We start from the raw sequence: 26,094 nt of genomic DNA, 5'->3' as shown, positions 1-26,094 counted from the left end.
GTCCGTTTACATCGCCATGATGAGTTTGCGCATTTCTTCCGTACGCGCACCAAGCGTCAGCACGTTTTTCAACGCGACCTTGGGGTCATGCGTGCGAAACAGCAGACCGTCCTTGTGAACCGAACGATCGATCTCAACGCTGTGGCCGTTGACCGCATTCATCGCGATGGCAAAATACATGCGGGAATAGCGTGGATCGATCTCAACGAAGAAGCCGTCCTTGTCACCGCCGATTTCCGCGAAGAAATTCGCAAAATAGAACGACCACAGGATCTGCCGGCGCATGTCGAAACTGGTTTTCGACGCCGTCACGTGGCAGTAGCCAAGATGCGGACTGTCTTCGAGCGTCTTGTGAAAGATCATGCTCGGGAACTGGATGGACCGGTGGAAATTGTTGAGGTGGGAGTGCGTCTTGTATCCCGCCGTTTCGAGCTTGCGACCGGTACGGTCCGCAACCTCGTCATGCGTCATGTAACGCTTTTCGTCGGGCAACCAGCGTTCTTCGTAACGCAGGATGCGTCCGGTCCGCAGGAATTCCGAATGCATATTGCGCGCACGGGCGGGGGCCTTCTTGCGCGCACTGGCGTCGTAATAACGGATACGTGTTGCCTGTTCCACGCGACAGGTTCTCCATGGTCACTGGGACATCAGTTTAGATTTAAGGAGTTAATACACGGTTTCCGGTGATTTTCTGAACAGGTGGCATGTCTGGTTGCGACTTCTTGTGTCGGAAATCTAATTAAACTATTGATTATAAACAATGATGTAGATCACGGCATTGTTTCGCCATGTCGCAAATTGTCGCCAATGCGGAAAACCATGTCGCTGTTTGCGCACCTGCGCTCTTTCAGGCGTGATTAGATGTTCACATGCCGTTGAAACAGCAGTTGGAGTACCTCTTCGACATTCTGTTTTGCCAATGAGGAATGTGGCCATGGATTTGCGTGACACCGTTTTGCGCCAGCTGAAGAACCGTCGGGAAGGCTTCAGTCTTGAGCAGCCATTTTACATCGACAAGGATTATTTCCAGCTTGATATGGAAACAATCTGGTACCGTGACTGGCTGTTTATCGGACATGATTGCGAAGCGCCGAAGGCTGGCAATTACTTCACCGTCCAGATCGGCAATTATGCCGTGGTCATCGTGCGCGGCAAAGATGGTGTCATCCGCGCTTTCCATAACTCCTGTCGCCACCGCGGTTCTCGGGTCTGCACCAGCCATAAGGGACAGTCGGCACGTCTCGTTTGCCCATATCACCAATGGACCTATGATCTGGATGGCAAACTGCTGTTTGCCCGCCATATGGGTGATGATTTCGACAAGAGCGAATTTGGTCTTAAGCCGGTCGCCTGCGAAAGTGTCGCCGGTTACATCTTCATCTGTCTTGCCGAAAATCCGTTAGATTTCTCGCTGGTGCGTGCGCAGGTCGAGGGCTACATGGCCCCGCATCGCATTGCCGATGCGAAGATCGCCCATGAAAGCACGATCATTGAAAAGGGCAATTGGAAGCTGGTGTGGGAAAACAACCGCGAATGCTACCACTGCGCGGCAAACCACCCGGAACTGTGCCGTACCTACCCGGAAAACCCAAGTGTAACAGGCACGGATGGTGGCGCTGATGACCCCGAAATTGGCGGTCACTGGTCACGGTGTGAGGACGCAGGCCTGCCAAGCCGCTTCCAGATTGATCCACTTGGACAGTTCCGTGTCGCGCGTATGCCGCTGATTGGCGACGCAGAAAGCTACACAATGTCCGGCAAGCGTGCGGTGCGACGTCAGCTCTCGGATGATGTCACGATCAGCCACATCGGCGCATTGCTGCTGTTCCACTATCCAACAACATGGAACCACTTCCTGGGCGATCACACGATTTCCTTCCGCGTGTTACCGCTCGGGCCCGAGGAAACCATGGTCACCACTAAATGGCTGGTGCACAAGGATGCGGTTGAAGGGGTGGACTATAATATCGAGGAACTGACCCACGTTTGGAACGAGACCAATGACCAGGATCGCCAGATCGTGGAAGAAAATGCCTTTGGTATTCGCTCACCTGCCTATGAGCCGGGACCCTACTCCATGGTTCATGAAGGCGGTGTCATGCAATTCGTCAACTGGTATGCGGATTTCATGATTGATCGCCTGCAGGGCGACAAGGCAAAACTCGCAGTGGTTGCCTGACGTGAACATGGTGCTCTCTTATAAACATCTCGACGAAATGAAGCCGTGGAGCGACAAGCTCCACCTTCTCGAATGCCTGTCCGTGACACCGGAAACTTCAGATGTGATGACGTTCCTGTTTCGCTCGGAAGAGCCGAACTGGTTCCGCTACATGCCGGGTCAATTTGTGACGCTGGAGCTTCCTGTCGGCAACGAGGTGCTATTGCGCACCTACACGCTGTCATCCAGCCCGTCACGGCCCTATGCATTGTCGGTGACGGTGAAGGCGCAGGCCAATAGTATCGGAACGCGCTGGATGTTCGACAACCTCAAACCGGGCATGAAGATCCGGGCGCTGGGGCCATTCGGTGACTTTTCCTATGTGAAACATCCCGGCGACAAATATCTGTTCATCTCGGCGGGTTCCGGCATCACTCCGATGATGTCGATGGTGCGCGACATGAGTGATCGCGCGCCGCAAAGCGATATCGCCTTCCTAAACTGCTCTCGCTCGCCCTCCGATATCGTGTTCCGGCACGAGCTGGAATATCTGGCGCGTTTTATGCCGAAACTGTCGCTCGGCTTCATCGTTGAAAATTGCGGGCGCACAGACCTCTGGTCCGGCCTTAAGGGCATGGTGGATAAGGCCAAGATTGCACTTCTTGCGCCTGACTTCATGGATCGCACGGTGTTTTGTTGCGGTCCGGAACCGTTCATGACAGCGGTACGCTCGTTGCTGGAAGCCTCTGGTTTCGACATGAGTCGGTACCATCAGGAAAGTTTCGCTCCGGCCGCGCCGCCGCCTTTGGCGGAAGTTATCGCCGGTGCAGATGGTGAAGTGCTCGCCACGGTCACCTTCACGCTTGCCGGGAAGGAAGCCTTCTGCCAGCCGGGACAGACAATTCTGACCACCGCACGTGCTGCTGGCGTTCGTATAGGGGCAGCATGTGAATCCGGTATTTGCGGAACCTGCCGGGTGCTTAAACTTTCCGGTAATGTCGATATGGCCCATAATGGCGGCATTCTCGATGAGGAGATCGAGGACGGTTATATTCTTGCGTGCTGCTCACGGCCGCTGGGTGATGTAAAAGTTGAGGTCTGAATACAATCACATGAATTTTACTTTGTTTATCGCAGTGGTGGGGAACAAAGTCCTATCAAGCTCGTTTCTCTATAGTTGAATTTGAAGTTAGTGTACTCCCCGCGATAGTCGTCTGGTAAGTGCATGCCCTCAAAAGAACTTCGTTTCGTCATTGACGATTACTATGGAGGAATTCCCATGATGCGATTTCGTGCGACAAGCGTTGCTACGGCAATCGTGATGTGCTTTGGCAGCGTCATTCCTGTCCAGGCATTCCAGATACCGACTGTGCAAACTACGCAGGCCGATAATCTTCCGGTGGTAAATGTGCAGGACCAGCGGTATAAGCCACGTGTCTTACCGCGTGCAACTTGGGAGAGTCAGGACCGTTACAGTGGCGGGAACGCTGGGCGCGATAGGTGGGAACGTCCCGACAGGGTTGTTAGAGATCGTGATCGTTACGATCGTCCCAGCAGAGATCGTGACCGTTGGGACAGCCGGCCTAGCAGAGACCGTTATGGCTGGTACAATGGCCACCGTGGTTATTCCGACAGACGCCCAGGATATCGTTATCACAATGGTTACTGGTTCCCCATGGCAGCGTTTGCTGCAGGCGCCATTATAGGTGGCGCTATGCAGCAGGGCCAGCCATCTTATGGCAACAGCCACACAAGCTGGTGTGCCAACCGGTGGAGATCCTACCGCGCTTACGACAACACCTATCAGCCCTATAACGGTCCACGCGCTCAGTGTGTGTCGCCTTATGGTCGATAAACAGAATTTATTAACCCGCGATTCAATCGCGGGTTAATTTTTTAAAATACGGGTTTTCCTGCGATTTCATTCGTTAATGCTGGGTTCATGCGAACTGAAATATGTTCGTAATATAAATTCCGGAATAGACCTGCGTGGTGCAGTTGTATTTCGGGAGGACAAATAACGTTTATCGCTCTGTTGGTACAGACTTGCCCAGAGTAGGGAGAAGTCAGATGAGTAACTACCTCAAGAAAATTGCCGGTGCCGGTTTTGCTGCACTTGTTGCAGTAACAGCGATCGCACCGGCGCAAGCCATGCCGCTGCCGGTGGTTCCAAGCCAGCCCAGCGTTAACCCCGACGTGGTTAATGTGCAATACTACCGCGACTATGATCGCGGCCCTCGCCGTGGCTTTTACAACGGTTATCGCGGTTATCGCGAGCCTCGTCAGGGCTATCGTCATCATGACGGTTACTGGTTCCCGCTCGCTGCGTTTGCAGCCGGTGCGGTGATCGGTGGCGCAATTGCTGCTCCGACCTACAGACCGGCCCCGGTCTATCGTCCTGCGCCAGTTTATCGCCCGGAACCAGTTTATCGCCCGGTTCCTACGGGCAATATCAATCCGCGTCACTACGACTGGTGCTCGGCCCGTTATCGCTCTTATGATTCCTACAGCAATACGTTCCAGCCAAATTACGGCCCACGCCGTCAGTGCCTGTCACCGTATTTCTGATCCGTATCCCAGAGAGGTCTATAAAGCTCCGTCCGGTATCAAGCCGGGCGGAGTTTTGTTTTGTGCTTGATGCATTGGCTCGACAGCGATTGGTGCTCAATGGGAATTCAATCTCGTCAGTAAATTGACGTTTACGTAAAAATAAATTATTTCTGAAAACCATACGTGAAAACGTGGTGTGTAAGGTCGTGGGAGGAATGCCGTGCAGGACAACCATATTTTGGTGGAAAGGTCTGAGGACGGATCAGGCGTTCTCGTCATTCGATTTAACCGGCCTGAGAAAAAAAACGCGATAACGCAGGCAATGTATCGTCGTATGGTGAAAACACTGAATTCTGCCAATGAAGACGAGGGCGTGCGGGTTGTTGTTTTTCTCGGCACGGAAGGCTGTTTCTCGGCCGGCAACGACATGGCCGACTTCTTGACCTATGGCATGGGGCAGGCGGTGGAACCGCCCGCAGGTTTTGAGTTTATCAAAGCGCTGGCGGAAGCGAAAAAGCCCTTGGTGTCCGGTGTTGATGGTTTGGCGATTGGCATCGGCACGACGCTTCATTTGCATTGCGATATGACGGTCGCATCGTCACGCAGCCTGTTCAAAACGCCTTTCGTCGATCTGGCGCTGGTGCCAGAAGCCGCGTCCAGTCTGCTGGCACCACGCGTTATGGGTCACCAACGTGCTTTTGCGTTGCTGGCGGCAGGGGAGGGTTTTTCGGCAAAACAGGCTTTTGAGGCTGGCCTGATCTGGAAAGTCACCGAGCCGGAGAATGTGGAAACGGAAACGCTGGAAATTGCCCGTAAACTTGCCGCCAAGCCACCGCAGGCTTTGCGCATTGCGCGCGACTTGCTGCGCGGAAGCGAGCAGGAAAAACTGCAGAGAATGGATGAGGAATTTGCCCATTTCAGTTCTCGCCTGAAAAGTGCAGAAGCGCGGGCTGCCTTTGAGGCTTTCATGCGCCGTTAATGCTGAATGCGGTAAAAGAATGCCGCTGGCAACCAAATGCTAAAACGGGTGTTGGAGCCAGGATGATCGGTTATTCGGGAACCAATGTAATGCGTAAAATTGCCCTTGCCTGCATGGCGCTGCTGCTCACCACAGCCGCCGAAAGCCGTGACATGCCAGCCATGTCTGTTGCGCCAAACAGTGATGTTTTGCTGGCGCAATCTCAGAACATGGATTTTAACTCTTCGCAGTCACGCCCAGACCGTCAAAAAAACAATCGTGCACGTTTTGCCTGCGTGATCACGCCGCCAGAAAGCGCAAGACGCTCGCAGCCCTATGTCTGCCGTGTCGAAACCGGCCGGGCAGGCGGGCGCTGCCGCTGCCCGGGCATTGTCGGGAGCGGCAACCTTCAGCCAGTATGGTAAAAAGAGATCTTTGGGGTGAGCGTGCTGCACTCACCCTATTTTTCGAGTAGTGCCACCGCTTCCACATGGGGTGACCACAGGAACTGGTCCACAGGCACAACGCGCACGATGCGGTAGCCACCTTCCACCAGAATGGACAGATCGCGTGCCAGCGTCAGCGGATTGCAGCTGACCGCAGCGATTTTTTTGATGGTGCTGCGTGCCAGCTCTTTCGATTGCGCTTCTGCACCGGCCCGTGGCGGATCAAACACAACGGCATCAAAAGTCTTGAGCTCGCTTGTCATCAATGGCCGACGGAACAAGTCACGTTTTTCGGCTTTGACGGGTTTCAAGCCCTGTGTTTTGCGAGCACCGGCATCCAGTGCCTTGATGGCCTTGTCATCGCCTTCAACCGCGAGAACCTGCGATTTTTCCGCCAGGCGCAATGAGAACGTGCCGCAACCTGCAAACAGGTCAACCACACGCTTGGCCTTGCCAAAATGGTCAACCACGATGTCCGCCATCGCATTCTCAGCAGCAATGGTTGCCTGCGTGAAGTTGCCGGGCGGCGGGTTAACCTCGGCCTTGCCAAATTTTAGCGCCGGTTTTTGCGGTTCGATGAGGATTTCACCATTCAACGAAACGCGGGCAATGCCTCTCATCGCCAAAACGGTCTGAGTCAGTAGATGGCGCTGTTTGTCATTGATGGATTTTATGCCTTCGACCGCGACATCAAGGCCCGACAGGCTTTCCAGCACCGTCATGCGGAATGGTTCGGCGCTCTGAACCATGGCTGTACCAATGGCCCGAAGATCGTTCAGTCGGCTGACAATGCCATCCGAAGTGACAGGACATTCTGCAATATCGACGATGTGGTGGCTGCCTGCCTGGCTGAAACCGAGAAGCATGCTTTTTTCGGTTTTGCGCAGGGCAAAGACCGCGCGCCGACGCTGTTTGGGCTGACAGGTCACCAGAGCATCGACCTCAGGTGTCTGGCCCTTGGCCTTCAAGGCAGAAACGACGAGATCGCGCTTGAATTCGTGATAGGCTTCATCACCCATGTGCTGCAGCGAACAGCCGCCACAGGTGCCGCCCTGACCATCCGGTCCGAAGTGGCGACAGAGCGGTTCGCGTCGCTGCGCAGAAGCTTCCGAAATTGACATGATCGTGCCTTGGTCCTTAACTCGCGCAATGGCGACGGTTTCGCCGGGCAGGCTGAACGGGACATAGACGGTGCCGTCGGGACAGTGTGCAATGCCGTCGCCCTGCGCGCCCATGCTCTGGATTTTCACCGTTTGCGTTGTCATGGCTTTTGGCCTCCGAGCAAAAATTCGATGTTTCCGTCTCCTCCGGCAATAGGCGAGGGAATGAGGCCAAGGCTTAGCCAGCCCATGTCCTCAACCAGCCATCGCTCCAGTTCGCGTGCAACATCAGGCGCGGTTTCTGGTGCCTTGAGCAGTCCGGCTTTGCTGATGGCATCTCTGCCCGCTTCAAATTGCGGCTTGATCAGCAGCACTGCGTGTGCGCCAGCTTCGGCAAGCTCTAGCGCAGGCGCAAGCGCCAGCTTCAGCGAGATAAAGGAAACGTCCGAGACAATAAACGTCACCGGCCGGTCGAAAATATCTTCCGCTGTCAGGTAACGCGCATTGAGCCCTTCGATGTTGGTCACCGACGGGTTCTGTTCAATGCGGGCGTGCATCTGGCCATGGCCGACATCGATTGACGTTACATGGGCTGCACCGCGCTCAAGAAGCACTTCGGTAAAGCCGCCGGTCGACGCACCGACATCGAGGCATTCCTGGCCACGCGGATCGAGTTTGAAATGGTCGAGTGCAGCCACGAGTTTCAGCGCTGCTCGCGAGACATAGTCCTGCGCAGGGTCCGCGGTGCTGATGGCCACGTTGGCTGCAAACATCGCAGCTGGTTTGGTGACCACCTGCCCGTTGACGCTGACCGTGCCACGTTCAATGGCATCGCGCGCCCGCGAACGGCTGCTAAACAAACCAAGTGCCACCAGCAACTGGTCTAGGCGTTGTGTTTCTGTTGAGTGAGACATGGGAAGTGTCAATGACTGCGGTGCGCCCTGAACGCAAGCCTTTTGTCGAGGCGAACACCGATCTGACAACCATATGGCGGTGATGGGCATCATCTTTGCAACGCAAATGGTTTGTTCTGACCTATAATTTTGCTGCATACGCGAAATCCGGGCGCTTTTGCGTGGCCGATTAAGTGATTTTAAACGCGCTATCTGCAAGGTGCGATTGGCTGGCTGCCTTTAATCCCGCCGATTTGCCATGAGGGCATTTTCTAAAAATCCATGTTGCGACACCGGGGTTCTTGAGCGTCGGGCATGGTGCTGTTGATACATCAACTGTTCCGGAAAGAGCATTCAATGTCCTTGAAGAATTTCTCGATCAATTTGAAACTGATCATAACCTTCGTCGCGTTGATGGGGGTCTGTCTTGTGGCATCTGCCGTGGTTTTCTGGCAGACACTCGACACAAAACGTATCTCTTCTGAACAGTTTAAAACAGACAAGATCGTCGAGTCGGTGGATGCGGCGCTCGCAGCAATGCTTGAGCAGGCCGTCAATCAGCGCGGATTCCTACTGTTCCGCAGCGACAGCACATACAATGACGTATTCGCCAACCGCGAATTGATGCTGAACAAGCTCAATGAAGCTCGCACTTATGCAGCCGGTATGCCAGAGATCATTAAATCGATCAATGCGATGGAAGCATCGGCAACGGTATTCCACAAGCAGCTTGCCGAGCCACAGATTGCTGCGCGCAAGACGACGGAAGCGCCGATCTCCGAAATCATCGAAATTGGTCGCAACCAGGCTAAGGGTCAGCTGGATGGCTTCCGCACCAATGCGGCGACCATCAAATCGCAGCTTGCTGAACTGTCTGCATCGCACTATGCGGCACAGGACGCCGCACAGTTTAACCTGCAGGTGGCGCTTCTTGGCGGCGGTGCAGTTGCTGGCGTGATTGCCATTGCCCTGATCCTGCTTCTGGCACGCGCTATCGCGACGCCAATCGTCCAGATGACGGAATCGATGAGCCGCCTTGCACAGGGTGACAACACTGTCGAAGTGCCGGCACTCGACCACAAGGACGAAGTCGGTAAAATGGCGCAGGCCGTTCTGGTCTTCAAACAGGCCGGTATCGAAAAGCTGCGTCTTGCCGACGAGACCGAAAGAATGCGCCTTTCTTCGGACGATGAACGTCGCCGAAACGAAGCTGAAAAGGCTCGCGAAGACGCTGAAAACAACGTCGCGGTTGAAGAACTGGCCAATGGCCTGACGGCTCTTTCCAACGGCAATGTCGCCTATCGTATTGAAAAGCAGTTCGCCCCGCGTCTGGACTCGCTTAGAAACGATTTCAATAATTCGCTTGAAAAGCTGCAGCAGACGCTGCGCTCGGTTGGCGAAAATGCTTCCGCCATCAACTCTGGCGCTGCTGAAATGTTGTCCTCTGCCGATGACCTTTCCCGACGTACTGAACAACAGGCTGCATCGATCGAACAGACGGCCGCTGCTCTGGAAGAAGTTACAACGACAGTTCGCGATTCTGCCCGTGGTGCGGAAGAAGCAGGCAACCTAGTACAGCGTACCCGTGAAGGTGCCGAAAAGTCTGGCGTGGTGGTGCGTAATGCCGTCAAAGCCATGAAGGAAATTGAAAAGTCTTCGGGTGAAATCGGTAACATCATCGGTGTTATCGATGACATCGCCTTCCAGACCAACCTTCTGGCGCTGAACGCCGGTGTTGAAGCGGCGCGTGCTGGTGAAGCAGGCAAGGGCTTTGCGGTTGTTGCGCAGGAAGTTCGTGAACTGGCGCAGCGTTCCGCCAATGCTGCAAAGGAAATCAAGTCGCTGATCACCGCTTCGAGCCAGCAGGTCGAAAACGGTGTGAACCTCGTTGATGAAACCGGCAAGGCGCTGGAAAAGATCGTCTCCGACGTCGCTGAAATCAGTACGCATGTCAGCGCCATTGTTGTTGCCGCTCGTGAGCAATCCACTGGCCTTCAGGAAATCAACACGGCCGTCAATGCCATGGACCAGGGCACGCAGCAGAATGCTGCCATGGTCGAACAGCAGACGGCAGCCAGCCATTCACTGGCCCGTGAAGCCGAAGGCCTGAACACGTTGCTGGGCCAGTTCAATATCGGCGCCGTCAACCGCGTTGCTGCAACGGGAACATCATCCCACCGTCAGTTGTCCTCGGTGCGCCCACCGGTTCAGCCAGCGGTCAGAAAAACAGTGACAAGCCGTGGCCCGATTGTCGCGACTGAAACGTCGCGTCCGGCTGCATCGCCCGCCCGTTCTCTGGGACAGACACTGGCCCGTGCCTTTAATGCCAAACCGGCAGAAAGCACAGCCAAAGCCGCTGAGCAAGATTGGACAGAGTTCTGATAAGCGGTTCCTGAAAGCGCTGTAGGCAATTACTTACAGCGTCATGGTTTCCATACGAAGATCCGAAAACGCCGTGCGTCCGACTGGAGGCACGGCGTTTCTGCTTTCAAGCAGCAGTGCGAAACCCCCGCTCGGTGTTGCGCACTGCCTGCCTGGACATGGGAACATGTCTGCAACACCGGGTGTGACGTCCCGTTTGCTGCAAAATCAATGTATCGAATATGGAGGGTTGATCTTTGCGCTAAAGCACGTTTCGGAGACATCCTGCCCCTCGCAAACGATGTGCCTCCATGTCATCCATGGCATGATGGAGGGAAGGACGCCGGCGTTAACCGGCGTAACCTGTACCCGGCTGTGCCTGGCCCAGTGCCTTGAACACAGTGTTGACGATGCCAGCGCGGTCAAGCCCGGCATTGGCATACATGGTTTCCGGCTTGGCCTGTTCAACCCACTGGTCTGGCAATGTCAGGGTACGAACCTTGAGGCCCATATCCAGAAGGCCAGCACTGGCCATGAAATGCAGGACATGGGCACCAAAGCCGCCTGCGGAACCTTCTTCAATGGTAAGCAGGACTTCATGATGGCTGGCAAGTTGGCGGATAAGGTCGAGATCCAGCGGCTTGGCAAATCGTGCATCGGCGACCGTTGTCGAAAGTCCGGCGGCGTCAAGATCTTCCGCCGCCATCAGGCATTCGGCAAGCCGTGTCCCAAATGACAGGATGGCAACCTTACTACCCTGCTTGATGACACGGCCTTTGCCAATTTCAAGGATTTCACCACGGGCAGGCATTTCAATGCCAACACCTTCACCACGCGGATAACGGAAGGAAATAGGACCTTCATCATAGGCGGCAGCTGTGCGCACCATATGTTTGAGTTCGGCTTCATCAGCGGCTGCCATGACCACCATGCCGGGCAGGGTGGCAAGGAATGTGGTGTCGAATGAACCGGCATGGGTTGGGCCATCGGCACCAACAAACCCGGCGCGGTCGATGGGGAAGCGCACAGGCAAGCCCTGAATGGCAACGTCATGGACGACTTGGTCGTAACCGCGCTGCAGGAATGTCGAATAAAGCGCGCAGAACGGCTTGTAACCATCCGCAGCAAGTCCGGCTGCAAATGTAACGGCGTGCTGTTCGGCAATACCGACATCAAAGGTCCGCGACGGAAAGAGATCGGACAGCTTGTCGAGGCCGGTGCCGTTTGGCATGGCCGCGGTAACGCCAACGATCTTTTCGTCAAGCGTCGCTTCCTGCACCAGCGCTTCAGCAAATACGCTGGTGTAGCTCGGTGCATTGGGCTTGGCCTTGGCCTGCGCACCAGTAATGACGTCGAACTTGTTGACGCCGTGGTATTTGTCGGCCGCAGCTTCGGCAGGGGCGTAGCCCTTGCCCTTTTGTGTCACCACGTGAATGAGTACAGGCCCTTGCTGGTTGTCGCGCACATTGCGCAGCACTGGCAGCAGATGGTCAAAGGAATGACCGTCAATCGGGCCGATATGGTAGAAACCAAGCTCTTCAAACAGCGTGCCGCCAGTTACATAACCGCGGGCATGAGTGACGGCGCGTGTAATGGCGCGGTCGATGGTCTTGCCCAGATAGGCGGTCAGCTTCTTGCCGAAATCACGGATGCCCATATAGGTGCGGCCAGACGCCAGACGCGCCAGATAGGCGCTCATCGCACCGGTTGGCGGTGCAATAGACATGTCGTTGTCGTTCAGAATAACGATCAGGCGCGCATCGAGTGCACCGGCATTGTTCAGCGCCTCAAAGGCCATGCCGGCAGACATTGAGCCGTCACCGATGACAGCAATGACCTTGCGGTCGCTTTTGTCGAGTTCGGCTGCCACAGCCATGCCCAGACCGGCAGAAATCGACGTGGACGAGTGACCTGCACCAAAGTCGTCATATTGGCTTTCGGCCCGACGGGTAAAACCAGAAAGACCGTCTTCCTGACGCAGCGTGCGAATACGGTCACGACGTCCGGTCAGGATCTTGTGCGGATAACACTGGTGCCCGACGTCGAAGATAAGCCGATCTTCAGGCGTGTTGAAAACCTTATGGATAGCGATGGTCAGCTCAACCACACCAAGGCCAGCACCGAGGTGGCCACCGGTCCGGGAGACGGCATCGATCATTTCATCGCGAAGTTCCCGTGCCAGTTGGGGCAGGTCGCGGTCTTCAATCGTTTTCAGATCGGATGGAAACTGCACCCGGTCAAGCAAAGGTGTTTCTGGCAATACGGTCAATCGTCCGGCCTTTATTCAGATGGCTCCAGCAGCAGATAAATTATCGCAAATCCATGTATTGCGAAATTCTGTCTGAGCAATTGGTCCACTTCTACAAAATGTCAACCTTGCGGCAAAGGAACAAACTCTTCTTCATCACCCGGAACAATGTCAAACCGGGCGGTTCTCCACTCTTCCTTGGCCTGTTCAATACGTTCTTTTGATGAAGAAACGAAGTTCCACCATATATATCGTTTGGAATTGAGGGCAGCCCCGCCAAACAGCATGATATGACAGCCTGTTTGTCCGCCCTTCAGCGTTATATTGTCGCCGGGGCGAAACACCAGCAACTGATCGGCGGCGAAAATATCGCCAGCAACATCCAGAGAGCCGGAAAGAATGTAGATTGCCCGCTCTTCATGCATCGCGTCGAACGGGAATGTAACGCCGGGTTCGAGGCTGATATCAGCGTAGAGTGTATCGGAATAGGTTGTAACCGGCGAAACCAGTCCACCCATCGAACCAACAACGACACGGCCGCGTACACCTTTGACATCAATATCAGGCATATGTTCACGCCCGGTATGGGCAAAGGCCGGTGCCATTTCTTCCAGATGATCGGGCAGCGCCAGCCATGTCTGCAAGCCGGACATCGAAAGCGGATGCCCGCGCAGGTTCTCCGGTGTGCGCTCCGAATGAACAATGCCACGACCGGCCGTCATCAGATTGATATCGCCGGGGCGAATGACCAGTTCGGTCCCCAAGCTGTCGCGATGTTTGATCTCGCCGTCAAACAGATAGGTGACAGTCGAAAGGCCGATATGCGGGTGCGGTTTCACATCCAGCGCTTCACCGGCTTTCAAAATGGCAGGGCCCATACGGTCAAAAAAGATGAATGGCCCGACAAGGCGTCGCTGGCGGGTGGGCAGTGCCCGGCGCACTGCAAAACCGCCAATATCACTCGAGCGTGGAATGATCAGGTTTTCGATCGCGTCGCAACTGAATGCATCACCGGCGGCAGGATCGTTCCCGGGAAAAAAGGACATCGTGTATTTTCCTTCTTATTTCCCGGCAAACTAGCACAGATGAACGGAATTGGCAGAGCACGTCTTGTGAACAGCGTGTACTGTTTTTGAACGGATCAACTTAAAGCGGAAATCCACCTGAACGACTTATTCGCCGTCGAGCGGCTCAACACCTTGTGGTGCACCATTCCGATCAAGGCGGATTTTTTCGATGCGCTTTTCTGCGGCGGTCAGCAGGTTCTCGCAATGCTTCTTCAGGGCTTCGCCACGTTCGTAAATCTTGATGGAATCATCAAGTGCAACATCACCACGTTCAAGACGGGCCACGATGCTTTCCAGTTCCGCGACAGCTTTCTCGAAAGAGTAGCTGCTAACATCGGTTGCGCTGGTCGTGTCCGTCATATTCAACCCTTCATCATTCTCAAAATATGCATGGCCGCCGATTCCGCCAGCCCTTCCAGATCATAACCACCTTCAAGCAGGCTGACGACCCGGTTCTGACAATATTTGTCCGCCATCTCCAGAAGTCGGCCCGTTGCCCAGTCGAAGTCATCGCCAACAAGATTGATATGCGCCAGCGGATCGCGGTAATGGGCATCAAAGCCGGCAGAGATGATAATCAGGTCCGGCGAAAAATCGGAGATCGCCGGCAAGACACGGGATTTGAACGCCTCACGGAAATGATCGCTGCCGGTGTTGGGAGACAGAGGCGCATTGACCACGTTGTTCTTCACGCCGGTTTCCTTCTTGTCACCGCTCCACGGATAAAGGGGCATCTGGTGCGTGGAGCAAAACAGCACGGAAGTGTCTTCCCAGAATATATCCTGTGTGCCGTTGCCGTGGTGAACGTCCCAATCGACAATGGCCACGCGTTCAGCACCATGCACTTTCTGTGCGTGGCGTGCGGCGATAGCGGCATTGTTGAACAGACAAAAACCCATGGCTTTTGACGTCTCCGCATGGTGGCCGGGAGGGCGCGATGCCACAAACACGTTATCGGCGGCGCCGGAAAACACATCATCCACCGCCGCCATAGCCGCGCCAATGCCGGTCAATGCGGCCTTGAGGCTTTTCGGTGAAGCATAGGTGTCGGCCTCAAGGCGGTTGATACGGCCTTCCTCTTCCGGAATTTCCCGCATCACGCTCAGAAGATGTTCTTCCGGATGTGCCAGAAGCACCGCGTCCTCATTGGCCTGCGGCGCCTGCTTGCGCTCCAGCCCGCCGAAATTCGGGTGCTCCAGCGCAATGTTGAGCGACCGTAACCGATCGGGGCGCTCAGGGTGCCCCTCTGGTGTCAGGTGTTCAAGAAAAATGGGATGCTCATAAAGACGTGTGGCCATGGTCTATCCAGGTGTCTTTTAAAAAGGTGAAGCTGAAAAAAGCGGTCAGACGCGTTGTGGCAAAAGCGGATAACCCGCCAGAACTGCACGCCCTGCAAGTGCCGCCAGAACAGCCTTGAGAACGTCACCTGGAATGAAGGCCAGCGAACCAAGGAAAGCTTTTTCCAGACCCGTGCCGGCCGCGTAACCCAGATAAGGCACACCGAAAGCATAAAGCACCACAACACCGCCGGTGACGCTGGCAATGAAGAAACCAACGCCTTGGACCAGACCGGACTGCTGACGATTGACCAGTTTCTCCGAGAGGTAACCGGTGACGAAGGCAGCAAAAATCCAGCCGATCAGATAACCAGTTGTCGGCGTGTTGAAAATCGACAGACCTCCGCGACCGCCCGACAGTACCGGCAGGCCGATGGCGGCAATCAGGATCGTCAACAACACGGCCAGCGTGCCACGTTTTGCGCCGAGCACGACACCGGCCAGCATCACACCGAGCGACTGCGCCGTAATTGGAACGGGGATAATGGCGACCGGAATTGGCGGCAGCAATCCAAGCGCAATAATGATCGCTGAAAACAACGCAATAAGAACGAGGTCACGGGTCTTCATGGGTTTAGTCTCCCCTCAAAATATCAGGAGATGAGGTTTGGCCTCTGAAACCGCGCGCGTCAATGGCGTCGGCAATCGCATCCGCATCCTTCAACGTCATAATAATCAGCGGAACAAGGATTGTGTGCAATTTCGCCCGTATCCCGCGTGCCCGATGGGCGTCCTGCAACAACTCGTAGCGGTGAACGACCTCTGGTACGAAGCGAATAACCAGCCCAACCGCAAGGCCGATGTCGGCAGCCTTGGCCAGTCCCAGTTTTTCCAGGGGACGGATGGCTAGCGTGATTTCGTCCATGAACTGCGAGATACTGACACTTGCCGTTATCGCGGTTGCCAAGAGCGTGAGCGCAGTCAGACGAAAAAGAGAGATGGTGGCTTCCAGCGGTGAGGCAAACACGAAGCTAAACAAGGCGATTACCGTAATCGTCAGCATGACCGGCCGCAGACGCGATAGGGTTTCTTTCAAGCCCAGATGTGCCTGCCACAACACGCCACCACCGACCAGTAGCCCGACGGCCAAGAGAAAGGGATCGCGCGTCATGAAAAGTGCAATGCTGAACAGGGCAAGCGAAATCAGTTTGACGCGTGGCGACAAACGGTAAAGCCAGCCGGTTCCCTCAACGTGCAGGCTTCTCATGACAAGGCCAATTCGCGGTAGAGGCTGATGGCATTAGCAGGTGACGTATCGGCATGCAGACTACCCTGATTGAATACCAGCACACGATCGAAAGTTTCCAGCAGGGCAAGATCATGGGTGATGACAATCAAGTCCTGCTCCAGCCCAGCCATTGTTTTTTCCACAAGCGCACGGTTCTTCAGATCAAGCTGGTTGGTCGGTTCATCCATGATCAGGATTTGTGGGCCGGTTATCGTCAATGCGGCCAGAGCCACCAGCTGCAACTCGCCACCGGAAATCTCATGAGCGCGACGGTTTGCCAGATGTTCGATGCCAAGACGTTGCAAAACGGCTTCAACTGCGGCATTCAGCGCCGCCTTGCTCAGTCCGCGGTTTTTCAACCCGAAAGCAATGTCATCGCGAATAACGGGCAGAATGATCTGGTTTTGCGGGTTCTGGAAGATAAAGCCGACCTGCCGCAAAACGGCGACATCATCCTTGACGGTGTCGAGCCTATTGACCGTGACGGTGCCGCTTGTTGGTTTGGTCAATCCGTTGATCATGCGAGCAAAGGTGGTTTTGCCGGAACCATTCAACCCGATAATACCGATACGGTGTTCTTTCAGCGTCAGGCTCAGAGGGTGAAGGGCAGTGCGGTTTTCAAACCGTGCGCCCGCCTGGTTAAAGCAGATGTCCAACCGCCACGTCTCCTGAAATACGATCATTCTTGTTCAAGCTTACGCGGAACGTTTGGAGCATCAGAACGGACCTGTAAAGGGTTCAGCAGTGGCGATCATTAAGAACAAAAAAAGAACATTGATTTTCAGATTTTATCGCACTAACGTTTCGACCATGGCGATTGAGATTGAAAATCAGATGGCACGACGGTTGTTTCTGGCGAAGCAGGGGCTTTGTGCCGCGCCTGCACGTGCCATGGACAAACAGGGCCTGTTGCAGCTTGTCGATAATATCGGCTTCGTTCAGGTGGACAGTATCGCTACCGTCGAGCGCGCCCACCATCAGATCATCTTTTCACGCAACCGCACCTACAAACCCAAACATCTGACCGAACTTCTGGAAAAGGATCGGTTGCTTTTTGAGCATTGGACGCATGATGCCTCCATTCTGCCGTCTCGATTTTTTCCCTATTGGAAACACCGTTTCCGCCGCCGCGAACCGGGTATGATTGAGCGCTGGACCAGATGGCAGGGCGAGGGGTTCCGTCAGGCTGTTGAGGAAACCTACGCACGGATTGTGGAGAACGGTCCGGTCATGTCACGTGACGTGAAGGCCGAGGATCATAAGTCGGGCGGTTGGTGGAACTGGCATCCTTCCAAAACTGCCTTGGAATTTCTGTGGCATACCGGCAAGCTGTCGATTTCTGGCCGGGTGAACTTCCAGAAGGTTTATGATCTGACGGAACGGGTATTACGCCCTGATCATCACGAATCGGATGTCGATCATGATGCGTTTCTTGACTGGGCCTGCCGCGAGGCACTCAAACGGCTTGGTTTTGCAACCTCGGGCGAAATCGCTGCCTTCTGGGATATCGTGACACCGCAGGAAGCTAAGGCCTGGGTTGACAGCCACCGCAATGAATTGACCGATGTGATCCTTGCGTCAGCTGATGGTAAAAAACTGCGTGCCTGTGTCGCCTTCCGCGACATTGAGGATGATTTGCAGGCAGTGCCTGAGCCGCCAAGTGGCATTCGTGTCCTCAGCCCTTTCGACCCGTTGCTACGCGACCGCGCTCGGGCGGAACGACTGTTTGGCTTTTTCTACCGTATCGAAGTGTTCGTACCCGAACCCAAACGGCAATACGGTTATTACGTGTTTCCGTTGCTGGAAAAGGACCAGATGATCGGCCGCATCGATATGAAGGCGGATCGCAAGCGCGGAACGTTGGACGTAAAGCGTCTTTGGCTGGAGCCGGGTATACGCGGTTCTGCCGGGCGTTTTGACAGGCTGGATGCCGAACTAAAACGTCTGGCACGGTTTACCGGTGTCGAGAGCGTCAATTATCTGGAGGGCTGGAAAGGGGACTGATCCCCTTTCACCGGTAATCTAAAACTCTGCAATCAGCAGATTTCGGTCTCTGTGATATTGATACCAAAACCCTCAAGGCCGACATAGTGACGCTCACGGCTGGCCAAGAGCTTGATCGAGCTAATGCCGAGGTCTTTAAGGATTTGTGCGCCGAGACCAATTTCCAGCCACTCATGTTCGCGTGACCGCGCCTGTGCATGATCCTCGTCAATGGCTGTCTTTTTGCGGTTGCGGCTTGGGTCACTTGCTTGACCAACACCGACAGAGCCTTCACGCAGGTAAACGATCACGCCGCGGCCCTGTTCAGCAATTTTTTGCATATAGTGCTGCACCGGTTGCTTGTTGCCGAAGATATCGTCAGCAACATTTTCAGGATGCAAGCGTACGGGAATATCGACGCCGTCACGAATATCACCAAAGATGATCGCCATGTGCTGCATCGGATCCCAGGGCAGCGAATAGGTCTGCGCCTTGGCAGGACCATAGGGCGTTTCGATGGTAAATTCAGATTCCATGTCCACCAGCGTTTCTTTGCGCTGGCGATAAGCAATGAGATCGGCAACCGAAACCTGCTTCATGCCATGGGTCTCGGCAAAAGCTGAAACCTGCGGGCCACGCATAACGGTGCCGTCATCATTGACCAGTTCACTGATCACGCCAATCAATGGCAGGCCCGCCAGCTTGCACAGATCAACGGCTGCTTCGGTATGGCCGGAGCGCATCAAAACGCCGCCTTCACGCGACACCAGCGGGAATATGTGGCCGGGGCGGGTAAAGTCGGCCGCGCCGACATTGGGATTGGCAAGGTTGCGAACCGTCAATGTACGGTCATCGGCAGAAATACCGGTCGTGGTGCCGTGCTTGAAGTCGACGGAAACGGTGAAGGCCGTGGTGTGTGCGCTATCGTTTTCTGCCACCATCGCATTGAGGTTCAGGCGTTTCGCCTCCTCACGTGGCATTGGGGCACAAACAATGCCGGAGGTGTGGCGCACGATGAAAGCCATTTTTTCTGCCGTGCAATGCACGGCAGCAACGATCAGGTCACCTTCGTTTTCACGATCGTCATCATCCATGACAACAACGATCTCACCGGCTTCGAAGGCGCGGATTGCTTCAACGACACGCTTTTGATCATAGGCCATGTTCAGTTCCTACTTCAGACGGCCGGTCTGGCCGCGGTCCCGCAGATAATGATCGGCAACAGTGCACGCCACCATCGCCTCGCCAATCGGTACGGCGCGAATACCCACGCATGGGTCGTGACGACCCTTGGTGCGAAGATCGACGTTCTTACCGTCAGCATCGATCGACTGACGCTCGGTCAGAATGGAGGAAGTTGGCTTGATGGCGAAACGTGCCACGATGGGTTCACCGGTCGAGATGCCGCCGAGAATACCGCCAGCATGGTTGGACAGGAATATCGGCTTGCCGTCATTGCCCATGCGCATCTGGTCGGCATTTTCTTCACCGGTCAGTTCGGCAGAGGCAAAACCTTCACCGATCTCGACACCCTTTACGGCATTGATCGACATCAGATTGCTGGTGATATCTTGATCGAGCTTGGCATAGATAGGCGCGCCCAGTCCGGCCGGCACATTTTCAGCGACCACTTCGACAACCGCACCAATCGACGAACCGGCTTTGCGGATGCCGTCGAGATAGTCTTCCCAAACCGGAACCATCTCTGCGTCAGGGCAGAAAAACGGGTTCTGGTCGATCTGGTTCCAGTCCCAGTTATCTCTGTTGATCTTGTGTTTGCCGATCTGCACCAGTGCGCCACGCACAGTGACCTGCGGCAGAATCTTGCGCGCCAAACCACCGGCCGCCACACGGGCTGCCGTTTCACGCGCTGAAGAGCGGCCACCACCACGGTAATCACGAATGCCGTATTTCAGATCATAGGTGTAATCGGCGTGCCCCGGCCGATATTGGCGGGCAATTTCGCCGTAATCCTTAGAGCGCTGATCGGTATTTTCGATCAGCATGGAAATTGGAGTGCCGGTGGAAATGAATGTTTCGCCATCCTCATCCAGCATCACGCCGGAGAGTATCTTGACGATATCGTCTTCACGACGCTGCGTCACAAAACGGCTTTGGCCGGGTTTGCGCTTGTCGAGATAATCCTGAATGTCACGCTGGGTAAAACGGACGCCGGGAGGGCAGCCGTCAACGACACATCCCAAGGCTGGACCGTGGCTCTCGCCCCAGGTGGTAACGCGGAAAAGATGACCGAAAGTATTGTGCGACATGTATTCAGACCAAGGCAATCGCGACCGTTTGTGAAGGGCGCATTGTTGATGAAAGCAAAGCTGTCATAGTGGAAAAAGGAAAGAAGGCAAAAGCCTTTCTTCCCGTGCGGCAAGAGAAACGGCAATCAAGCCTCAGGAGGCCATCGACCAGACGCCGGATTTCGCCTGTGCGGAAAAGTCTTCTGCGCTCAGCGGTTTGGCAAAGGCGTAGCCCTGCAACAGATCACATCCCATCTGTGCCAACATGGTAGCGTGATCCTTGCTTTCCACGCCTTCCGCCACGGTTTCAATGCCGAGCGAGCGGGCAATATCGATAATCGAGCGAACAAGCGCGCGTTCCTGCGATGCCTCAAGAATCGGCATGACCAACTGACGGTCGATCTTAAGACGCTTCGGCTTCAGTCGCAGCAGACTGACGATCGAGGTGTGACCTGTACCGAAGTCATCGACCTCGATGTCGATACCCAATGCTTTGATGCTATCAATATTCGATGAAACGAGATGTTCGCTCTCATCGAGAAAGATCGACTCCACCAGCTCAAACGCCACTTCACCGGGCATGATGTTCAAATCAGCCAGGCTTTCCATCAGATTTTCGTTGTTGAGGCGCCGCAGCGACACGTTGACAGAAACGCGGGGCAGGGTAACGCCCTTCAGGTTCCACAAACGTTTGTCGGTCAGCGCCGTTTCCAGCATCTGCCGATCAAGCGATGCCATAACGTTAAGGTCTTCGGCGATTTTCAGGAACTTGTCTGGCGTGACGATACCACGTGTCGGATGGCGCCAGCGTATCAGGGCTTCAGCGCCGACAATCTGTCTGGTCCTGGCGCAGAATTGTGGCTGGTACCAGGTTTCAAACTCGCCGTTTTCGATGCCGACCAAAATCTCATCGGCGATACGTTTGGTGTTGATAACCTCAGCCTGCAGGTTCTGCGTAAAGAACTCATAGCGGTTACGGCCCATGCTTTTGGCACGGTAAAGGGCAAGGTCAGCATTGATCAACGTCTTGCGAGCATCTGCATGTATGCCCTCACCAAATGCGATGCCGATGGAAACACCGCAACGGCAGGAGAAGCCCTCGAAATCCAGAGGTTGACGGAAAGCATCGATGATATTGAGCGACAGCTCCTTTAGGGTGTCGCGGTCGCAATTGTTCTGCACGACAATCACAAATTCGTCGCCGCCGATACGCGCCACGAGATCGTCCTGATGCACATATTGTTTGAGGATTTTGGCAGCATGAATAAGCATGGCGTCGCCGGCCGCATGGCCAAGCGTGTCATTGATCTGCTTGAAGCGATCGAGATCCAGATGGATGATCGCAAAACGGTTACGGCTTTTGACCTCCCGTTGCGGCAACGCATCCAGTTCAAGGTCCAGCTTGCGGCGGTTGAACAGGCCGGTCAGAGGATCATGTAATGAGTTGTGCTCGATGCGGTTCTTGGCAATTTCCAGCTCAGCATTCTTGGCTTCCGCATCTTCCTTGGCGGTTTGCAACTGCTGGGCCAGCAGCATGTCGGCGGTAATATCGAAGGCAATACCGACGATTTTTCCCTCGCCACTACGCCCTCTGTAAATCTGTCCCACGGACCGGACGTAACGCACCTCGCCAGAGGGCAGGCGGACACGCTGGATATCTGACAACTGAGTGTTGTTGGCGGTAGACGTGTCAGCGCGTCCAGCCGCAGTCTCTCGGTCTTCCGGCACAAGGCACTGCAACCAGCGCTCACGGGTCACGTGACCGTCGCCAACATAGTCCAGCTCGTAAAGCTGGTGCATGCGTTTGTCCCAAATTGCCCCGTTCTGGTTGAGACGCGATTCCCATGTGCCGCACTGGTAGGATGCAAGTGCAAGGTCCAGACGACCAGAAAGTTGCTCCAGATCCTGTTCGCGGCTGAACAGCTCCTGCAGGGCAAGTTCAAGTTCCGCGTTTTTGATTTCACTGGTCGACATCGCATCGCGCAGATTTTGCGCCATCATGCTGTCGGCAGACACATCCCAGGCAATTCCGGTCGTGCGTCGTGTGCCATCCGGTCTGGTGTAGTTGGCACCGGCTGAGCGAATATAACGGATGGAGTTGTCCGCCAGTTTCAACCGGTAGATTTGCGAGAAGGTCTTGGTGCCGAGCATACAGTTAAAGACGTAGGCTTCCGTGGCCGCGCGGTCCTCCGGAACAATCATGCTTAACCAGCTCTGCAGCGAAACATCCTGTTCCAGCATCTGGAGGCCGTGCAGGCCGGAGGCACGCTCGTCCCAGAAACAGCGCTCTCCATGTTCATCCAGTTCCCAGATGCCAATGTTGGAGGATTCCATCGCCAGCTTGAAGCGCTGGGAAATCTCCTGCAATCGGCTTTCACGGGCACGAAGCACTGCAATGTTGCGGTTGCGTTCGGAAATCAGGAAGCTGGCGATAAAAATCGGCAGGATCATCGCAATCGCAGCCGACGATAGCATAAGCCGGAAGGTGCCTTTGCCTTCAGGCAAGGCATCCCAACCCTTTTTGGGGCTGGCCATGATGTCCCAGGAACCGCCGGGAATATTCAGCTGTCTGATCGCAGGCTGCGAATTGACGATATGATCTGCGCCGATGAAGGCCGTGGATGTGTTGCTGTTTTTCAGCGCGACCTGCAACCCGTCCATTTCGCGGGCAATATCATTGTCGGGATGGGCGTTCGCCGCATCCAGAAACTTGTCCTGATCGATAACAAGAACCACGGCGCCATGGGCGTTAGCCTGGTCTGTTTCGCTGTCCATGACCGGAACGACGAGAATAAGGGCACCATTCTCTGCATTGCTCATGATCGGTTCAGTCAGCTTGGTATCGGCAGATGTTCCCTGACGAATTTCCTCAAGTCGCTTTTCCATCATCTGCCTGATTTTCTCTTTCGGAAAATCTGAGACCCATTGGGCGGGGTAGATGTTCTGCAACTGGTAGCCGGGTGCAAGCCCGATACTGATGAAATGACCGCTAGAATTGAGGTTATGTTCGGCGAGACTGCCAAACCGCTCAACCGGATCGTTGGAAACATTGATCGTGGAATGGGCCAGCGAGCGGATCAGGCTGACGTCATGATCAATGCGTGCAGATAATCTGTTGTGCAACAGCTGTGACAAGTTATGCGCCGTGGTCCGCAATTCGGTGCGGAAATTCTCAGTATGGCGCATGTCCACGACAAGAACGGCGATAATCACTACGCAGGAAAGCAACACCGATGCGACAATTGAACCGCGATAAGTACGTGAAATGCCTGTATATTTTTGCTGGAAAAAAGATGCCGCACTCAAATCGGGAAAACTCTCCTCGCCAAAAAGTGTGCCGTGTTACGGAAATACTGCGCAATACAGCACAGATTTCACAGGCATTCTCATTTTACCCAGGCTCGCACTATAGTCGACGCGAGTTAATTTAGACTTGAAATTTTACTTGGCACGGGATGGTGGGGAAATCTCTTTGCGGCGGCTTGATTGCACTAAAAATTCAGGTCATCAATTGCGCCAAAATGTCATTGTTACGGGCGAATTCCGCCACAATCAGGAGGCAAATCTTGTCACAGGTTTTGATGGCGAATGCGCTTGGGAAGGTTAAGTCGATGCGTTTGATGATTGCAGCACTGTTGGCGACGGCAAGCTTCTTGTCTCCGATCAACGGCTTCGCTCAGAGTGCGGATGTCGAATCCACCATCAGCAAGGTCGACGAAAATGGCCTGACCATTACCCTGAGTGATGGCAAGAACTACAAGGTACCGGAGGAGTTTAACTTCGAAGGGCTGAAGGCTGGCGTAAAGGTCGTCGTGTTCTACACCGAAGTTGATGGCAAGCGTGTCGTTGACGATCTGGAAGTCGTCCAGTAACGCCGCAATCATCGACCTGTTTTGAAGAATAAGGACTGGCTGATCACAGCCAGTCAGCCGTTTTATCGGCAAGCGAAATTTTCAGGATTCGATCCTGCGGAATTTCCGTGTTGGCCGCAACTGAAGTATCCATTCCCGTGACCAGCCTGAAAATCGAGCGGATAACGCCGCCGTGGCAAACGCAGACCGTTGGCTTGTCGACAGACGACAGCCATGCCCCGATGCGCCATGAGAGAATCTCATAACTTTCGGCATGTTTGCCTGGTGGGATAAAGTCCCATTTAGCCCGGTTTCGGGCCTTAACGCGGTCAGGCACTTCCAGTTTCAGCTCGGGTAGCGTGCGGCCTTCCCAGTCTCCGAACGAAATCTCGACCAGTCTATCGTCGGTTCTATAGTCGAGTGCAGGCAGCTGCATCGCAGCGCGAATAAGCTGCATTGTCTCGCGTGTACGGCCAAGCGGGCTGGCCACGAAATCAAACTGCGAGACAGTATCACCAAGCAGGTCGCCCAGCGCCTTTCCGTTCGCAACCGCCTGGCTGCGCCCGAAGTCATTCAGCGGTATGTCTTTTTGCCCTTGAAGGCGGCGTTCGGCATTCCAGTCGGTCTGTCCATGTCTGATTACATAGATAAGCACGCGTATCCTTTCGCCGCCTTCCGGCGTATTTCAATCAGTCTTTCACTACGGAGATGTCTGGCGCATCCACGGCCTTCATGCCGATGGTGTGGTAACCCGAATCGACGTGATGAATTTCGCCGGTAACGCCGGTCGAAAGATCAGACAGCAGATAAAGCGCAGACTTGCCAACTTCTTCGATGGACACGGTACGCTTCAGCGGCGCGTTATATTCGTTCCATTTCAGGATGTAACGGAAGTCACCGATGCCGGATGCAGCAAGCGTCTTGATCGGGCCGGCCGAAACAGCGTTGACGCGAATGCCGCGGTTGCCGAGATCAACCGCCAGGTAACGAACGCTGGCTTCGAGAGCAGCCTTTGCAACGCCCATGACGTTGTAATTCGGCATGACCTTTTCCGCACCGTAATAGGTGAGGGTGATGATCGAGCCGCCATCATTCATGATAGGCTCTGCGCGCTTGGCAACAGCCGCCAACGAGAACACCGAAATGTCCATCGTGCGGTTGAAGTTGTCACGGCTTGTATCGAGGTAACGGCCCGTCAGCTCGTCCTTATCGGAAAACGCGATGGCGTGAACAACGAAGTCGATCTTGCCCCAATGCTTTTCCAGCGCAGCAAAAACCTCATCGATTGTTCCGAGGTCCGTCACGTCGCAGTGGCCGGCCATGAACGCGCCCAGCTCTTGTGCCAGCGGTTCAACGCGTTTTTTTAAAGCGTCGCCCTGCCAGGTCAATGCAAGCTCGGCACCTGCATCGGCGCAAGCCTTGGCAATGCCCCAAGCGATTGAGCGGTTGTTTGCAACGCCCATGATGAGGCCGCGTTTGCCAGCCATCAGGCCGGATGTCTGAGCCATGTTATGCTCCCTGATACCTACAGCGTCCTTGTGCGTTTGAGAAAACGCACAAGGACGCTGTAATATTTTAAGTTGCTGCAAGATTTTCACCGCAAATCGATTCCGATTTAGGGTGATGCAGTGGATTGACCTGCCTATGGCATAGCCTGCTTGCCGG

The 26,094-nt window shown here is 54.8% G+C and carries 24 protein-coding genes; 9 read left to right on the top strand and 15 right to left on the bottom strand.

Translation table 11 applies throughout. From position 1 onward, the window contains the following. Positions 1–6: 6 nt before the first annotated feature. Complete coding sequence (locus M2418_RS07535) at positions 7–618, bottom strand: DUF6656 family protein (protein ID WP_259145750.1); 612 nt, start codon at positions 616–618, stop codon at positions 7–9. 316 nt (positions 619–934) lie between these two features. Between M2418_RS07535 and M2418_RS07530 the strand changes: the two genes are divergently transcribed. The 6 genes from M2418_RS07530 (at position 935) to M2418_RS07505 (ending at position 6,091) form a co-directional block, all read left to right on the top strand. Continuing rightward, positions 935–2,179, top strand: coding sequence for an aromatic ring-hydroxylating dioxygenase subunit alpha (locus tag M2418_RS07530; protein WP_259145749.1), 1,245 nt, complete (start codon positions 935–937; stop codon positions 2,177–2,179). A 7-nt stretch (positions 2,180–2,186) separates the two neighbouring features. After that, a complete protein-coding gene (locus M2418_RS07525; RefSeq protein ID WP_259145748.1) occupies positions 2,187–3,260 on the top strand; it encodes a hybrid-cluster NAD(P)-dependent oxidoreductase in 1,074 nt (357 codons plus the stop codon). Between the two features lie 177 nt (positions 3,261–3,437). After that, complete coding sequence (locus M2418_RS07520; protein WP_259145747.1) at positions 3,438–4,013, top strand: BA14K family protein; 576 nt, start codon at positions 3,438–3,440, stop codon at positions 4,011–4,013. Positions 4,014–4,228: 215 nt separating this feature from the next. After that, on the top strand, positions 4,229–4,726 hold the full coding sequence (locus tag M2418_RS07515) for a BA14K family protein (protein WP_259145746.1): 498 nt from the start codon (positions 4,229–4,231) through the stop codon (positions 4,724–4,726). Between the two features lie 202 nt (positions 4,727–4,928). Then, a complete protein-coding gene (locus M2418_RS07510) occupies positions 4,929–5,687 on the top strand; it encodes a crotonase/enoyl-CoA hydratase family protein (protein WP_259145745.1) in 759 nt (252 codons plus the stop codon). 89 nt (positions 5,688–5,776) lie between these two features. After that, positions 5,777–6,091, top strand: coding sequence for a hypothetical protein (locus tag M2418_RS07505; protein ID WP_259145744.1), 315 nt, complete (start codon positions 5,777–5,779; stop codon positions 6,089–6,091). A 35-nt stretch (positions 6,092–6,126) separates the two neighbouring features. On the opposite strand, the gene M2418_RS07500 is transcribed toward M2418_RS07505, so the two are convergent. Together M2418_RS07500 and M2418_RS07495 are read right to left on the bottom strand one after the other, a co-directional pair. Then, positions 6,127–7,377 carry a class I SAM-dependent RNA methyltransferase gene (locus tag M2418_RS07500; protein ID WP_259145743.1) on the bottom strand — a complete coding sequence of 417 codons (1,251 nt, stop codon included), beginning with the start codon at positions 7,375–7,377 and terminating at the stop codon, positions 6,127–6,129. After that, entirely contained in the window at positions 7,374–8,126 is a 753-nt protein-coding gene (locus M2418_RS07495; protein WP_259145742.1) for a TlyA family RNA methyltransferase, read from the bottom strand. Before M2418_RS07495 ends, M2418_RS07500 begins: the two co-directional genes overlap by 4 nt. 336 nt (positions 8,127–8,462) lie before the next feature. Here M2418_RS07495 and M2418_RS07490 point away from each other — a divergent pair, with 336 nt between their 5' ends. Further along, a complete protein-coding gene (locus tag M2418_RS07490; RefSeq protein ID WP_259145740.1) occupies positions 8,463–10,487 on the top strand; it encodes a methyl-accepting chemotaxis protein in 2,025 nt (674 codons plus the stop codon). Between the two features lie 328 nt (positions 10,488–10,815). Here the strand turns inward: M2418_RS07490 and dxs are convergent, their stop codons facing one another. From dxs to M2418_RS07455, 7 genes are all read right to left on the bottom strand, one after another. Continuing rightward, positions 10,816–12,735 (bottom strand): 1-deoxy-D-xylulose-5-phosphate synthase, encoded by a 1,920-nt coding sequence (dxs, locus tag M2418_RS07485; RefSeq protein ID WP_259145738.1) that lies wholly within the window; start codon positions 12,733–12,735, stop codon positions 10,816–10,818. A 101-nt stretch (positions 12,736–12,836) separates the two neighbouring features. Continuing rightward, the gene (locus tag M2418_RS07480; protein ID WP_250983185.1) at positions 12,837–13,760 is read right to left on the bottom strand and encodes a pirin family protein; all 924 of its coding nucleotides are present in this window, start codon (positions 13,758–13,760) and stop codon (positions 12,837–12,839) included. 126 nt (positions 13,761–13,886) lie between these two features. Beyond that, positions 13,887–14,141 carry an exodeoxyribonuclease VII small subunit gene (locus M2418_RS07475; protein WP_192487158.1) on the bottom strand — a complete coding sequence of 85 codons (255 nt, stop codon included), beginning with the start codon at positions 14,139–14,141 and terminating at the stop codon, positions 13,887–13,889. A 2-nt stretch (positions 14,142–14,143) separates the two neighbouring features. Next, positions 14,144–15,079: a histone deacetylase family protein gene (locus M2418_RS07470; RefSeq protein WP_259145737.1), complete on the bottom strand. Its 936-nt coding sequence runs from the start codon at positions 15,077–15,079 to the stop codon at positions 14,144–14,146. 45 nt (positions 15,080–15,124) lie between these two features. After that, complete coding sequence (locus M2418_RS07465) at positions 15,125–15,688, bottom strand: biotin transporter BioY (RefSeq protein WP_259145735.1); 564 nt, start codon at positions 15,686–15,688, stop codon at positions 15,125–15,127. A gap of 4 nt (positions 15,689–15,692) precedes the next feature. Next, the gene (locus M2418_RS07460) at positions 15,693–16,325 is read right to left on the bottom strand and encodes an energy-coupling factor transporter transmembrane protein EcfT (protein ID WP_259145733.1); all 633 of its coding nucleotides are present in this window, start codon (positions 16,323–16,325) and stop codon (positions 15,693–15,695) included. After that, a complete protein-coding gene (locus M2418_RS07455) occupies positions 16,322–17,002 on the bottom strand; it encodes an energy-coupling factor ABC transporter ATP-binding protein (protein WP_259145917.1) in 681 nt (226 codons plus the stop codon). The genes M2418_RS07460 and M2418_RS07455 overlap by 4 nt, the downstream gene beginning before the upstream one ends. Positions 17,003–17,156: 154 nt before the next feature. Between M2418_RS07455 and M2418_RS07450 the strand changes: the two genes are divergently transcribed. Continuing rightward, a complete protein-coding gene (locus M2418_RS07450) occupies positions 17,157–18,350 on the top strand; it encodes a winged helix-turn-helix domain-containing protein (RefSeq protein ID WP_259145731.1) in 1,194 nt (397 codons plus the stop codon). A 32-nt stretch (positions 18,351–18,382) separates the two neighbouring features. On the opposite strand, the gene ribB is transcribed toward M2418_RS07450, so the two are convergent. From ribB to M2418_RS07435, 3 genes are all read right to left on the bottom strand, one after another. Then, positions 18,383–19,492 (bottom strand): 3,4-dihydroxy-2-butanone-4-phosphate synthase, encoded by a 1,110-nt coding sequence (gene ribB, locus M2418_RS07445; RefSeq protein ID WP_259145729.1) that lies wholly within the window; start codon positions 19,490–19,492, stop codon positions 18,383–18,385. Positions 19,493–19,501: 9 nt separating this feature from the next. Continuing rightward, positions 19,502–20,599: a chorismate synthase gene (aroC, locus tag M2418_RS07440; protein WP_192487164.1), complete on the bottom strand. Its 1,098-nt coding sequence runs from the start codon at positions 20,597–20,599 to the stop codon at positions 19,502–19,504. Between the two features lie 132 nt (positions 20,600–20,731). Then, positions 20,732–23,884 carry an EAL domain-containing protein gene (locus M2418_RS07435; RefSeq protein ID WP_259145726.1) on the bottom strand — a complete coding sequence of 1,051 codons (3,153 nt, stop codon included), beginning with the start codon at positions 23,882–23,884 and terminating at the stop codon, positions 20,732–20,734. Positions 23,885–24,189: 305 nt separating this feature from the next. On the opposite strand from M2418_RS07435, the gene M2418_RS07430 reads away from it, so the two are divergent. Next, a complete protein-coding gene (locus M2418_RS07430) occupies positions 24,190–24,450 on the top strand; it encodes a DUF1344 domain-containing protein (protein ID WP_192487853.1) in 261 nt (86 codons plus the stop codon). A 43-nt stretch (positions 24,451–24,493) separates the two neighbouring features. On the opposite strand, the gene M2418_RS07425 is transcribed toward M2418_RS07430, so the two are convergent. Further along, on the bottom strand, positions 24,494–25,084 hold the full coding sequence (locus M2418_RS07425; protein WP_250983178.1) for a histidine phosphatase family protein: 591 nt from the start codon (positions 25,082–25,084) through the stop codon (positions 24,494–24,496). Positions 25,085–25,118: 34 nt separating this feature from the next. Beyond that, positions 25,119–25,937, bottom strand: coding sequence for an enoyl-ACP reductase FabI (gene fabI, locus M2418_RS07420; protein ID WP_192487166.1), 819 nt, complete (start codon positions 25,935–25,937; stop codon positions 25,119–25,121). Positions 25,938–26,094 lie beyond the last annotated feature (157 nt).

This window comes from Rhizobium sp. BIGb0125 (genome assembly GCF_024810055.1).
Taxonomy (GTDB): domain Bacteria; phylum Pseudomonadota; class Alphaproteobacteria; order Rhizobiales; family Rhizobiaceae; genus Agrobacterium.
This window is presented reverse-complemented; position numbering and strand designations above follow the sequence as displayed.